This window comes from Pseudomonas defluvii (assembly GCF_001695625.1).
Classification (GTDB): Bacteria; Pseudomonadota; Gammaproteobacteria; order Pseudomonadales; family Pseudomonadaceae; genus Aquipseudomonas; species Aquipseudomonas defluvii.
The window spans coordinates 1-13,362 of record NZ_MBPN01000118.1 but is presented as its reverse complement, the minus strand read 5'-3'; the positions used below and the strand labels follow the sequence as shown (position 1 = coordinate 13,362).

Here is a 13,362-nt window from a genome sequence, read left to right as displayed (position 1 = left end):
CCATTTGCTGTCATCCTTTCGAGGACGACAGCTTAAACTACCCCGTAGTCACTGTCTCAAAAGGTGGATCCACTATACTGCGCCAATGACGCCGACCCACTGAGCTTGCATGAGTCTACATATCGCAAGAATGCAGCAAGGTCGAATCCATAAGCTCCGTCAGTCAGCGGCACCAATCGCTCACTTCGTTTGTTCTTTATGGACTTCCCTTCTCCAGCCTCATTGATGTGGATGGCAACAATTCCCGACTCAAAGGTCTGAATGTCGCTCGTAGTCAATTGGGAGATTTCGTTAAGACGCCCGCCCGTGATAACCCCAAGACTGAGCAACCAGCGCTTCCATGAGGTCTCTGGGAGGTTGCTCGCGTAGTCCATGAGCTTTGGCCACTTGAGCCTGAGAGAATGCCTTACGGGTCGACTCAAGACCCTTGGTGAGCTTCAGCTTCTTGTCATATGTTTTGACCAAATGACCATTCTCTACTGCCCACGCGAACACAGCCGACAGCTTCACGATCAGCTTGTTAACCGTAGATGCCGCACGGGTTGCATGTAGGCGATCTCTCATAGCTACGAGGTCTGCCCTTGAGTGCTTCCGTAAGTCCAGGTCACCCAGTTGCGTGGAGAGGACGCCATGACACAGCTTGGTTTCCTTTAGTGTCGAAAGCTTTTGGTCCTGCCCACGGTCTGCCAGATAGAGCCCCGAGAGGGTCTCAAAGGTCATCGGCGACGAAGCTAATACAGATAGGGAAGCAGGGACACTTTCCCCCATTTGCCCATGTTCGCCCTCAAGATCCCGAATGATCTTCACCAAAGGTATGGAGTCGCCTTCCAGACGTGCCTGAGCAGCAATCATCACCTGCTTAGCGTTCATCACGTGTTCGTGCTGATCAACACTGAGCGGCATCGTGGCAGCGATCTCAGCGAGGTTCGTCTTCACATCTTCGTAAAGGTCGCCCCAGTCACGCAACGAATGAACCTCATGAGCAGTAGACAGCAGATTCTCAGCCATCCACAGCAGATGCTCCTTCAGCTCGCTAAAGGTCGCCTTGGGATGATCCAGATGGAATGCCTTGATGGTCTCTGCAAGTCGTTGTGAAGCGTCCATAGCGGCTCGTCTATCGGTGGTCTTGAGGGAAACAGACGCAGTTTGAGTGGTGCTGCCAGTTTCGCGGAGGCGCAGATAGTAAATGCCGTTGCGTCGATAGTGGTAGAGCTTGGCGAGCCGCGTAGTCGGCCTCAGATGAACGGCAAAACTTGTGACAGGACTTGTGACAGGACGACGCTCTGCAAGGATGTTCATGGCGGTTAGCCCCCGTATTCATTGGGTTAACCTTTCTTTCCTTCCAGTTCTGGATGTACTGCCGCGAGGACCTGCGCAAGCTCAAGCGGATCAACCTGTTGTGGGATTACATCCGCGAAGTGACCGAGCTGAACACCGCGCTGTTGATGGGCGAGTCGCGCTCGACGGTGTTTATTGATTAGCTCGTTGATTAATCGGAAGCAACGACAATAGCGACCCGACGATTTTCCGTGCGGCCGGCGGCAGTGTCATTGCTGGCAACCGGCTCACGGCTACCCAGCCCGCGGGTCTCAACGTTTTCCGGGCGCATGCCGACGGCTATCAGCACGCTTGCTGCACTGGCCGCACGGCGTAGCGACAACTGCTCGTTATAACGGGCCTTGCCCGACGAGTCGGTATGACCGTCCACGCGTACCCGCTGAATATCGACCGAGAGCAGCGACTTGCCGATACGCTCGACGATTTTCCGGCTCTGCGCATTCAAGCTATCCAGGTCACTGCCAAAAAGGACTTTGCCAGGCAAACCGAACATCCAGCCTTCATCGGTCAAAATGAACCCCTCCTGCTTCAGGAGCGCAATTTGTTCAGCACTCAGGCCTTTGGGGGGCACGCTCTGGCAACCCACAAGGGTAACCAAAGCAAGCGTCAGAGCGACAAAATGAAAGCGCAGACGGTTGATAGAACGGCTCACGGTTTAACTCCTGTTTTTTGTGCTAGCCGCAGAGTGCTCCGACTCTGCGTTGTGCCGCCCACCTCGACCGAGGTGCTTGGCGTGATACATGGCGGCATCCGCAGCGCTAAGCAGTTCAGTCGGCGTATCACCATCATCGGGATACACCGCCAGGCCAACACTCAGGGATGAAACCACTACCTGCCCGTCAGGCAGATGAATCGGGGTGCGCATGCTGGCGATGATCTTGTCGGCAATACGCTCGGCATCTTCGGTTCGCTGAATAGGCGCCAGTAGCACCGCAAACTCATCACCGCCCAGGCGCGCGACCAGATCATGCTCACGCAACTGTGCCCGCACCCGATTGGCCACGGTGATCAGCACTTCATCGCCAGCAGCGTGACCGTAGGTGTCATTGATGGTCTTGAAATGATCACTGTCGATAAACAGCACAGCCACAGATTCCTGGCTATGCGACGCGCTACGCAGGGTTCGGCTCAGACGCCCCTCGAAAAACGCCCGGTTCGGCAACCCGGTGAGGCTGTCGTGGCTGGCCTTGTGCGCCAAGGTTGCGTTTTCGCTTTGCAGATGGTGCTGCCAGGTTTCCAGCTCATCAAGCAACGCATTGAAGTCATGGCCCAACTCGTTGAGTTCGGCAATCTGTGCAGGCGGGACGCGCCGGTCAAAGCGACGCTCACAACGTGCCGCATGTGCCACATTGGCAAGGTTGCGCAAAGGGCCGACGATATCGCCGAACAAACGACGCGACAGGGACAACGCACCGAAGGCACTGAGTACGGTACACAGCATGATGCCGATCAGGCCACTGAGCAGAAAGCGCATCAGGCTATCACCCTGGCCGACCAGCTCGATTCGACCGACCTGTTGCCCTTGGTGCAGCACTGGCAGGTTGATGGGATCTTCCAGCAACGTGCTCGCCAGGTGCCGCTTCAACGGCGCCAGCATGCCATCGTCGTGGCGTTGCCAGCGCGCCAGCAGATCGCCGTTATCGTCGAATACCTTCGCGTCGGCGACTTCTTCAGTCGCAGCAATCAGCGCCAGCGCCTCATTGGCCGCACTGCTGTCATTGAACACGACCGAGGCTTCTACGGTGTAGTTGATCGACCGGGCGATCAGGTGCAAGTTGTGGTTGGCGTAGGCTCGTAACGTCAGGACACCCATCAGGGTCAAAGAGATTCCCGCAAGCCCGACAGCCAGCAAGGCAACGCTCAAATGCCGTCGCCCAAGCACCGCACGTAGGGTCAAACGCCCCAGGCTATTGCGCAGGCGGGTCACGGCTGCACCGCCCTACGCCGCGACAGCCGCAGTACGCTGGGGTGAATACGTACGCCGCTGCGGGCGACCGAGTCGAGGTTGACCTCAAATGCCACATGGGTGTCACTGACCCGCAGACAGAACAGGCTGCCCACCGTACAGGAATCGTCCGCTTCGCTGATGCTCAGGAGCGGATGGCCAATGATCTCGCTGAATAACTGACTGCGCGCTTCAGCACTGAGTTTACCGATGTAGACCGCGTCACACTCATCGACAATCCGTGGAGCACCGGTCAGCAGTCGGCGAACCAACACCGGACGGCCAGTGGCCTGGGTGGTCCCTTTGACCAGATCATCGGCATATTCGGTGGGCCCAACCAGGCACAGACGCAGTTGAGCCGGTTCAACCGGCCAACGCGCATAACTGAGAATTCCGAGCACCACCTGCGTGACAGCCTTGGCCCGAAGCTCCGCATGGGCCGCATTACTGTCAGCCTGAGCAAAGGCCACGCTGGTACACAGGAAAAGAAAACTGCCCAGCAGTCCAAGCATCCAGCTCATCACACGTCCCAGGATCGGGGCGGCCACGTTCATGTGGGAATTCTCTCAAAATGGGGCACGACAATTGGGCAAAGATAGCACAATGCCCATTTTTCCCGCGAGCCATCCCCCCAAGAGGCAATCCGGAGTGTGGCAGCATCGCCGCACTCAGGTCTGATCCAGCATCAGCCCCGAAAGCCGCTTCACTTTGCGCCGTACCGCCTCCTGAAATACACCCTGCCGCGGTTCGATAAGGCTGAACCAGTGCTTGGCGCGCGTAATACCGGTGTAGATCAGTTCCTTGGTCAACACCGGGTTCAAGGCATCCGGCAAAATCAGCGCGGTATGGGCAAACTCCGAGCCCTGGGACTTATGCACCGTCATCGCGTAAACCGTTTCAACATCGCTCAGCCGGCTTGGCAACACGAAGCGCACACCGCCCTTGCCGTCACTGCGTGGGAACGCAACGCGCAGCACCTGCTTGCCGCCGCTACCTCCCTCCGGCAACCGCAGGGCGATACCGATGTCACCGTTCATCAAACCCAGCCCATAGTCGTTACGGGTCATCAACACCGGGCGGCCCTCGTACCAAACCGCGTCACTGTCGATCAGCCCCGCGCGGGACAAGGCCTGGGTAGCACGCAGGTTCAACCCCTCTACCCCCCAAGGCCCTTTTCGTACCGCGCAAAGCAGTTGAAACGTCTCGAACGCCCGCAATACCGCCAAGGCCCAGTTGCCCCAGCGCGGATCATCCAGCGGGGCATTCTCGGGCGGGCGCTCACTGCCCATCACCTGCTGATAGTACCGATAGCCCTTGGCGTCGCTTTCTCCACGTCCGATACCGTCCAGCAGCAATCGATCAAGTGCTCGATCCTGTTCACTACGCAGGCTCAGCAGGTAAAGATCCGCATGCGTGGCTGTTGCCAACAGCGCCCTCGCCGGCTCAGCTTGTTGAGCGTTGACCAAGCGCGCCAGTTGTCCGATACCGCTACCTTCGCCAAAACGTCGTGAGTGACGCAGCATGACCACTTGCTGGGCCAGAGCATGCTGTTCTGCGGAGCCAGGCTGCAGCCCACTGTCGGCAAGCTGTTCGCCACTGACCTGCTCCAGCCAGCGCTGAGTCTGCGGGCTATAGCAACCCGCCTCGGCATCACGACACAGGTCACCCAGTACCGCACCGGCCTCGACCGACGCCAATTGGTCTTTGTCGCCCAACAGGATCAGCCGGGCATGATGCGGCAAGGCTGCCAGCAAGTTGGCCATCATCTCCAAGTCGATCATTGAGGCTTCATCGACCACCAACACGTCCAACGGCAGCGGGTTGCCCGAGTGGTGACGGAAGTGCCGCGAACCCGGTCGACTGCCCAAAAGACGGTGAACCGTCGAGACCTCGGTGGGAATATGTTCACGCACGGTTTCACTGACAGCCAATTGCTGCACTTGCTGACCAATGGACTCAGTCAGGCGCGCAGCTGCCTTGCCCGTCGGTGCGGCGAGGCGAATACGCAACGGACGCCCCATATCCACTGCGGGAGCCTGAAGTAACGCCAGCAACCGCACGACGGTCGTGGTCTTACCCGTGCCAGGGCCACCGGTGATGATGCTGAACCCCGCACGGGTCGCCAGTGCACACGCAAGCTTTTGCCAATCGACCTGCCCTGCCGGAGCACCGCTCTCGAACAGTTGGTCAAGCCGTGCACGCAAGTCGACCGCGACAACCTCCTGCTGCGCCAGACGCTGACGCAGGGCACTGTCGACCTGGCGCTCATAGCCCCAGTACCGGCGCAGGTACAAGCGTTGGCCGCAGAGCACCAACGGTCTGTCTGTCTGCGCGTCATTCCCGGCATGGGCCACCAGCGCACTGCTCGACAGGATTGCACACCAGGTCGCCTGATCCAGGTGCTCAAGCAATTGTGACGGCAGTAACACCGGCCCCGCCAGAAGGTCACCCTCAGGCGGCAGAGACAACGCGAAATCCGGCTCGGCGAGGGTCTCACCCACATCCAGGCAGACATGCCCATGCCCTAACTGATGGCTGGCAAGTGCGGCGGCCAGCAACACCCGAGGGTCGGCACGCCCGTCGAGCTCGCCAAGAAACGCAACAAAAGCCCGGTCCAGAGCACGTAACCAACCGCGCTCAACCCAACGGTCAAGCAGGATCAGCAGATCGTGGATCTCGCTCAAGGGGCGCAGGGCCGACAACTGTTGCGCGTCCAGCGGCATTGGCAAAAGGTCGGTAAAGGTACGGCTCATGGCTGCTCTCCAAACAGGTCCTGTTGTTGCGGCTGCCAATCGCCACGAAACAGTGCATCCAGTTGCTCAATCAATTCCCGTGGTGGTTTGACGAAGTACACGCCTCTGGACGACGAACGCGCCCCACGCAGGAACATGAACACGGCACCGCCAACATGCTGGTCATAGTCGTAATCGGGCAGGCGAACACGCAACTGCCGGTGCAGGGCCAACAGATAGAGGACGTACTGCAAGTCGTACCGATGCTCAAGAATCGCCGTTTCCATGGCCTGTTCGCTGTAGGCGGAATCCTCCGCGCCCAGCCAGTTGGATTTGTAATCGGTCACGTAGTAGCGACCGTCATGTTCGAAGGCCAGGTCAATAAAGCCTTTGAACATGCCATTGAGCAGTGCCGGCTTGGCGGCTGCACGGTTTTCGCCGTTATGGGTGTACTGCGCCACCAGGCGATCAAGGCAGGCGACATCCACCTGATGGCTGGCGAACCAGAACTCCATCTCGATCTGGTACTGGTGTAGCTCGCCCAGGACCACGGGCGGGCTGTTCGGCGCCAACGGCATTGGCGTCTCGATCAGTTGCCCCAACCAGTGGTTCAAGGTGTTAATCCAGCCCGTCCAGCCACGCCGATTGCAGCGTTGTGCAACGGTCTTTTCCAGCAGGTGCGGCTGCTCACGAATACGGGCAAAGCCTTCGCGCCCTGCCCATTCCAGCAAGCCATGAAGAAAGGTACCCGGATTGGGGCCACGGGGAAAACGGTGGAGATCACTGCCACCGGGCAACGCTTCAGAGAGCACCAGCGGATCGGCACGCTCATCGTCGAGCAGTTGCTGCGCCTGGGAGCTGTCCAACGCCAGAAGGTCTTCACCGATATGCAGCGCACTGTAGGAGGCAATCCACCAGTTCTCGGCAGCACGGCGGCGGGGTAGTCTCTGGGGTGCCAGCTCGGCCGTATTTCGCGTTGCGGTAAAGCACGCCGCCTCTGCCTCGGGCAATACTTCACAGCGAATTGCCGGGGCCCCATCGCTGAGCGCCGCCAGCCATTGCCCGAGCGCTGCCGAGTTCTCCAAGGGCACACCGCCACCCAGCAAGTAGCCCAGCGCCGATCGGTGCAGCAGTGACTCCTTGCTGGTCCCCCGCTTGAGGTCAGCCACGCCTAGCCAGCACGCATGGCGTGCGCGCGTCAGGGCGACATAAAGCAACCGCAGGTCCTCGGCCAGACGCTCATCATCGGCCAGCGCAATCTGCTCAGCGTTAGGCGTCAGGGTCAGTTGAGCCTGACGCTCACTGTCGTGCCAGGCCAGTGGCAGGCGCTTGCCATCAACCGGTTTGGTACCGCACACGAATGGGAGAAACACCAACGGATACTCAAGCCCCTTGGACTTGTGAATGGTCACGACCTTGACCAGTTGTTCATCACTTTCCAGGCGCAGAATCTGCTCTTCAGCCGTCTGGCCGCCAGAGGCCAGGTGTTCGCTCAGGTGACGAATCAGTGCCTGCTCGCCATCCAGCTCGGTGGCCGCCTGCTGCAACAGCTCTGCAAGGTGCAGGAGGTTGGTCAGTACCCGCTCGCCATCGCTGCGCGCGATCAGCACCTGCGGCAAATTGAAGTCATGCAGCAGGCGGCGCAACATCGGTAGAACGCCCTGAGTACGCCACAGGTGCCGGTACTCACGGAATGTCATCACCCAACGTTCCCAGTCCAACTCATCCTGGTTCAGTTGATCCAACGCGCTCAGAGGCAAGTTCAAGGTAACACTGGCCAGCGCGGCTTTAAGCAAGCGCTCTACATCCGGCTCGGCACAGGCCTTGAGCCAGGACAACAGGTCATGGGCCTCCTGGGCGGAGAACACCGAATCCTTGTCCGACAGGTAAACACTACGCACCCCACGTGCGGCGAGTTCTTCGCGAACCAGCTGCGCCTCTCGGCCGTCGCGAACCAGAATGGCGATATCGGAAGGCTGGCAACCCCGCAGCTCGCCCTCAGCCTTCACAAAACCACTGCGTCCCTGCTGCCCGCCGCTAAGCAAGGCGACAATGGCAGTGGCACAGCTGGCAGCCATGTGTTTCCGGTAGACCGCAGCCGAAACCGGTTCGTCACTGACAAGCTGCCAGATGTTCAGGGCTGGCACGACCTGGCCGCCGACCTGCAGCGTCTCCTTTCGGCCTTGAGCCTTGACCGCCTGGAACGGCACCGGGTTGTCGTCTTCGCGCCGGAACAGGAAAGCGCCGGCGCCCTGGGTACGGTGCTCCGCACGCTGGAACACATGGTTGACTGCAGTAACCATGGCCTGGCTGGAACGAAAGTTGGTATCGAGTGTATGCAATCGACCCGCGGTGGCCTCACGGGCTCGCAGGTAGGTAAAGATGTCCGCACCACGGAACGCATAGATAGCCTGCTTGGGGTCTCCAATCAGGAAAAGCCCGGTCTCGCGCAGGTTTTCTTCAATGCGGTAAATGCGCTGAAAGATCCGATACTGGACGGGGTCGGTATCCTGGAATTCGTCGATCAGCGCGATGGGGAACTGCTCACGAATCAACCCGGCCAGGCGTTCACCAGCAGGGCCACTCAAGGCACTGTCGAGTCGCAACAGCATGTCGTCGAAGCCCATTTCAGCACGGCGCCGCTTTTCTTGCTCAAAGCGAGAGCCGACCCAGGCCGCCGCATGCTCCAGCAGGCTGGCATCTGGAGTCGGCAGGGCCTGTAAACGCTCGCGCAAGGTCGACATGGCCTCAAGGGCCGGGTGCCGGGGCGGCTCACCTTTCCAGGCTTCTGCCATACCCTCCGGTGTAAAGCGGGTGAAGCCAGTGCCGAGGTCGAGCTCCTCAGCCTGCTCTTCAGTAGCCCACACCCTCAGCTTTTCACACCAGGGCTCGAAGTAACGCGCCTGCATCTTGCGCCCGTCGACCTGCTTGGCTGCGAGACCTTCATGGCAGAGCTGCAACAACTCGGCAGCCCATTGGGCCCAAGGCGCTTTCAACTCACGCAGGTACTCGGCACGTTGCTGTAGAACGCCGTCAATCAGTGCCTGCGGCTCCTCGACGTCACTGGCCACCCGCTGGCGACCAAACAACGCGCGCACCTTGGGCAACAAGGCATCGGGGCTGCCCCAGTTGGCGCGCACCCACTGCAAAGCGTCACCCTGCATGCCATAGCAGAAGCGGCGCCAGTAATCGCGCATGACCTGGCCCAGCAGATCGCTGTGATCGGTCTCCAGGGTTTGGGTAAACAGGCTGCCGCTGTCGAACGCATGCTCACGCAGCATGCGTTGGCACCAGCTGTGAATGGTCGAAACCGCAGCCTCGTCCATCCACTGCGCCGCGACCTCAAGCCGATTGGCACAGGCCGCCCAATGCTGGGGATCAAACTGCTCGCGCAGTTGTTGCAGCAGGCTGTCGGCTTCCAGCAGATCCCCGCGGAAAAAGCGAGCGGCCTCTGCCAGACGCGTACGAATACGCTCGCGCAACTCCTTGGTTGCGGCATCTGTGAACGTCACCACGAGAATCTGTGGCGGCAACAACTCACGACCGAAACCTTGCTCGCCACCATGCCCCAACACCAGGCGCAGATAGAGAGCGGAAATGGTGTAGGTTTTGCCGGTGCCAGCACTGGCTTCAATCAGTTGGCTACCGTGCAACGGAAAGCTCAGGGCCAAAGGCGGTTGTGGTTCAAGCATCATGAGCGGCCCTCCTCACGGCCAACAGACTGCCAGCCGGCGTCGTACAGTGGACGGTAAAGCGATTCACACCAGCCTTCGAATTCCTCACTGGCCGTGAGGGCGGCGAAATCACTGAACTGTCGAGCCAGCGCAGTGCTTTCGCTGCGCTCGCCATCATGGCTGATGCCATCACCGTCATAGGCTTTGGCTGCTGCCGCCTGCGCCTTGTCTGGATCACTTTGCTCAAGCCAGGCGAAAGCAGTCTTCGCCGCCACGGGCAGCGGTGACGACATACCGGCCTGTCGAGCCAACAACAAGTGGCCCAGAAACTGCTCGGCAGCGCCCTTTTCCAATGGCTTGAGCAACAAGGTCTGATCGCTGGCCACCACCGCCGTGTGCAAGGGCAGCCCCACGGCACACGCGGCCAGGTGCATAACCCAACTGTGAATCAAGCGGTGCCACTTCAAGGTACGGCCGCTGCCGATGGTGTTAGGTAACGTAGTGATGCTCAACAGGTCATCGCCCTCACGGCGATAGACTTGGCCCAGCCAGCCATCAAGACGCAAGTGACGGTACTCGAAACGAATGGGCAGGGCGCTGTCGACCCGATGCGGCCACTGCTCCAAAAGCTGGCGATGACGCTGCAACAGGTCGGGCAACGGTTCAATGAGTTCGTCACGCAGGCAATCACCGAAACCGGCCATCGGCAGCACGCCACGCCCTTGCAGGCGATTGGCCTGAGCCAGCAGCGCGCGCTCGCTGTCGTGCGTGTCGGCCAGGGCTGCAGCCAACAGGTTCTCACTCAAGCTGTAGCGCTGCAGCGCATCGAGCACAAAGGGTTCTTCATCAGCCAGCGGTGCCTGAGCAGACTCAAAGAACACCTTCAAACGCTGACTGAAAAAATGCCGTACGGGATGCCTTAGAAAATCCTGCAGCAATGGCAAGGTCAGTGGCTCGTCGGCCACGAAAGGCTCCAAGGCAGGCGGCTCAATGGCTTCCCCCGCATCCGTCAGATGCAACGCACGCCACTCATTGGCATAACTGAACAGACCACTACCCTGATGGAAGTAGCGAGCACTGAAGGGTTGCAGTGGATGCTCGACCGTCAACGCATGGAGCAGCGAGTCCATGTCCTGCGCTTCGCCTCCAGCGAGCGTCCAACCTGCGGCCAGATGATCACGCAATTGCCCGATCAGTACCGAAGCCGGGCGCTCGCTGTTGTCACGAATACTGCGCCCTACCCAACTGACGTAGAGTTGATCGCGTGCCGACAGCAGCGCCTCCAGCAACAAGTAACGGTCATCTTCGCGGCGCGAGCGATCACCCGGACGGTAGTCACTGCCCATGAGGTCGAAGTCCAGAGGCGGCTGGGCTCGCGGATAGTCGCCGTCGTTCATCCCCAGCAGACAGATCACCTTGAAGGGGATTGCCCGCATCGGCATCAGGGTGCAAAAGTTCACGGAGCCGGCGAGGAAGCGTTGCGACAGGCGCCCCTGATCAAGCCCGGCCAGCCAGGCTTCACGTACCACGGTCAGCGGCAGCAAATCCTCAAGGCCGACCATCTCGCAGGTCTCTAGCCAGTCCTCGCACAGCGACTGCAACTGCACCAGCAGATAGTCGTCATGCTCGTTTTCTGCACGGAAAAACACCTGCAGCAACGCATTCAAACGCGCTCCCCAGTTACCTGCAGAGGCCGGGCTGGACAGTTCACGATAAGCCACATCCAGCGCATCAATGAGGGCAACCAGCGGGCCGATCAACGCCGCATCGAGCCCACCGATCTCATCATAGGGCTCGATGCCGTCACAGCTTGTCCCGGCACCTACGGCATACCCCAGTAGCATGCGGCGCAAACCGAAATGCCAGCTGTTCTGCTCCAGCCCGGCAGGCAATTCAAGAGTCGCCCGCTGCTCGGCATTCAAGCCCCAACGCACTCCTGCACCTTCAATCCAGCGATGCAGTGTCGGCAAGTCACTTTCCTGAATCCCGAAACGCGCCCTGAGGGCCGGGACATCGAGCAGATCAAGAATCTCGCTGACCGGGAAGCGGCTGTCGGGAAGCTTGAGCAGATGCTCCAGGGCGATCAGCAGCGGATCGCGGCCACGCTGCCCCTGATCGGCCAAGGTGAAGGGGATGAAACGTGAATCGTCACGGGCGATCTGCCCAAATACGGCACGAATATGCGGAGCATAGGTATCAACATCCGGCACCATCACAATCACATCTCGAGGGCGCAAGGTTGAATCCGCGCTGAAGCGGGCTAGCAACTGATCGTGCAGGATCTCGACTTCTCGCTGCGGGCTATGCGCAATATGAAACCGTATCGAGCGATCCTTGAGTGGGTCGACGCTTGGCCACAGCGCGCGGGTCTCGGTCAGCGGCCGCAACTCGAGGATGTCGTCCTGCAACTGGTTGAGCAGATTCTGCGGTTCGCTGTCGCTGAAGAGGTCAATACGCCCTTCGCTGAACGCCGCACGATAACTGTTCGGGTCGTCATAACTGTCGAGCAGATTGATGTAATCCCTGCCCTGCTTACCCCACGCCGCCAACAACGGATGGGCATGCTGGTGCAGTGCATCGGCATCGATCATTGCCGGGGTGCCACTCTTGCGCTGCTGACGCTTGTACTGGTGTCGCAGAAGGTCTTTGTCCGCGACGATATCAGCCCAGTGGTGTCGGCAAGGGTTGAGTACACACAGCAGCACCTGACTGAAACGAGATAGCCCCGCGAGCGCCTCAAGCGCCTGGGCCGGTAACGAAGAAATGCCGAAGACGATAACCCGTGACGGCAAGCCGGCAGGGGCTTCCTGCAATTCGTTGATACGCTGAATAAAGCGCTGATGGACACCTGCACGACTCTGCGCCATGCCTTCAGTGCCAACGTCCAGCAACAGCGCTCGCCACAATTCAGCCTGCCAGCAATTAGCCGCAGGCAAGGGCTTCGACTCACCACGTGCGGTGCGCAGCAGATGACGCCCTTCTGCCCAATCCTGCAACCAGTCGGCGCGGTACACCTGATACTGGTCGAACAGATCAGCCAAGCGCTCTGCGAGTTGATAGCGCTTGCGCAAATCGGCATCGTCGGTCAAAAAACGCTGCAACGGCTCAAAATGCGGCCGATCAATGACCTCAGGTAGCAGACGCATCAAACGCCAGGTCAGCGGTGCCTTGTCGAGTAACGAGGTTTCCGGAATCTCCTCACACCCCAACACTTTGCGGTACAGCTGCCACATGAAACTGCCAGGCAGTTGCACGTCAATGGCTGCAGCAATTCCGCAACCGCCCTGATCATCTTCTTCAGGATCTTCAGCCAGTGCCAACTTCAACCACTGTGCAATGCCGTTGCTTTGCACCAACGCGATCTCATTCTCCAGCGGCAACAGCGGATTGCGGCGCATCCAGCCCACGACCAGGCTTCGCAGTTCATCCAGACGGTTGCCATGAACCACCATAAAGCCGGGCTGTAGATTGGAGGTGTGCGGCATGAGTATCCCTTGGTGCGATGTGAAGAGGCTCGAACCTTAGCATGAGCTGCAGAGACAGGCCTCGCCGGCGATGTTTTCCAGGCCACAAAGACAAAACCCCTACCTGCATGCGCAGATAGGGGTTTCGGAATTTAATCTTGACGATGACCTACTCTCACATGGGGAAACCCCACACTACCATCGGCGAT

At 59.5% G+C, this 13,362-nt stretch carries 8 protein-coding genes and 1 pseudogene; 1 reads left to right on the top strand and 8 read right to left on the bottom strand.

Annotation, left to right across the window (positions count from 1 at the left end):
• Positions 1–56 precede the first annotated feature (56 nt).
• Positions 57–374 carry a site-specific integrase gene (locus EKA13_RS28460; RefSeq protein WP_245704393.1) on the bottom strand — a complete coding sequence of 106 codons (318 nt, stop codon included), beginning with the start codon at positions 372–374 and terminating at the stop codon, positions 57–59.
• The gene (locus EKA13_RS22765) at positions 292–1,299 is read right to left on the bottom strand and encodes a hypothetical protein (protein WP_245704392.1); all 1,008 of its coding nucleotides are present in this window, start codon (positions 1,297–1,299) and stop codon (positions 292–294) included. Before EKA13_RS22765 ends, EKA13_RS28460 begins: the two co-directional genes overlap by 83 nt.
• Before the next feature lie 2 nt (positions 1,300–1,301).
• On the opposite strand from EKA13_RS22765, the pseudogene EKA13_RS22760 reads away from it, so the two are divergent.
• Positions 1,302–1,481 (top strand): annotated as a pseudogene (locus tag EKA13_RS22760) (LysR family transcriptional regulator); the annotation flags it as partial.
• Positions 1,482–1,489: 8 nt separating this feature from the next.
• Here the strand turns inward: EKA13_RS22760 and yfiB are convergent.
• The 6 genes from yfiB to recC form a co-directional block, all read right to left on the bottom strand.
• Complete coding sequence (yfiB, locus tag EKA13_RS22755) at positions 1,490–1,990, bottom strand: outer membrane lipoprotein YfiB (RefSeq protein ID WP_065761480.1); 501 nt, start codon at positions 1,988–1,990, stop codon at positions 1,490–1,492.
• Positions 1,991–1,993: 3 nt separating this feature from the next.
• Complete coding sequence (gene dgcN / locus EKA13_RS22750) at positions 1,994–3,265, bottom strand: diguanylate cyclase DgcN/YfiN (RefSeq protein ID WP_065761479.1); 1,272 nt, start codon at positions 3,263–3,265, stop codon at positions 1,994–1,996.
• Complete coding sequence (gene yfiR, locus EKA13_RS22745; protein ID WP_065761478.1) at positions 3,262–3,837, bottom strand: regulatory sequestration protein YfiR; 576 nt, start codon at positions 3,835–3,837, stop codon at positions 3,262–3,264. Before yfiR ends, dgcN begins: the two co-directional genes overlap by 4 nt.
• Before the next feature lie 114 nt (positions 3,838–3,951).
• Entirely contained in the window at positions 3,952–6,036 is a 2,085-nt protein-coding gene (recD, locus tag EKA13_RS22740) for an exodeoxyribonuclease V subunit alpha (protein WP_065761477.1), read from the bottom strand.
• Positions 6,033–9,707, bottom strand: coding sequence for an exodeoxyribonuclease V subunit beta (gene recB / locus EKA13_RS22735; RefSeq protein WP_100250158.1), 3,675 nt, complete (start codon positions 9,705–9,707; stop codon positions 6,033–6,035). The genes recD and recB overlap by 4 nt, the downstream gene beginning before the upstream one ends.
• A complete protein-coding gene (gene recC, locus EKA13_RS22730; RefSeq protein ID WP_065761475.1) occupies positions 9,707–13,174 on the bottom strand; it encodes an exodeoxyribonuclease V subunit gamma in 3,468 nt (1,155 codons plus the stop codon). The genes recB and recC overlap by 1 nt, the downstream gene beginning before the upstream one ends.
• Positions 13,175–13,362 lie beyond the last annotated feature (188 nt).

Bases quoted from the DNA above. Each gene is read 5' to 3' on its own strand.
- yfiR (WP_065761478.1), bottom strand. From the start codon at position 3,837: ATGAACGTGGCCGCCCCGATCCTGGGACGTGTGATGAGCTGGATGCTT.
- EKA13_RS22765 (WP_245704392.1), bottom strand. From the start codon at position 1,299: ATGAACATCCTTGCAGAGCGTCGTCCTGTCACAAGTCCTGTCACAAGT.
- recB (WP_100250158.1), bottom strand. From the start codon at position 9,707: ATGCTTGAACCACAACCGCCTTTGGCCCTGAGCTTTCCGTTGCACGGT.
- EKA13_RS28460 (WP_245704393.1), bottom strand. From the start codon at position 374: ATGGACTACGCGAGCAACCTCCCAGAGACCTCATGGAAGCGCTGGTTG.
- recC (WP_065761475.1), bottom strand. From the start codon at position 13,174: ATGCCGCACACCTCCAATCTACAGCCCGGCTTTATGGTGGTTCATGGC.
- recD (WP_065761477.1), bottom strand. From the start codon at position 6,036: ATGAGCCGTACCTTTACCGACCTTTTGCCAATGCCGCTGGACGCGCAA.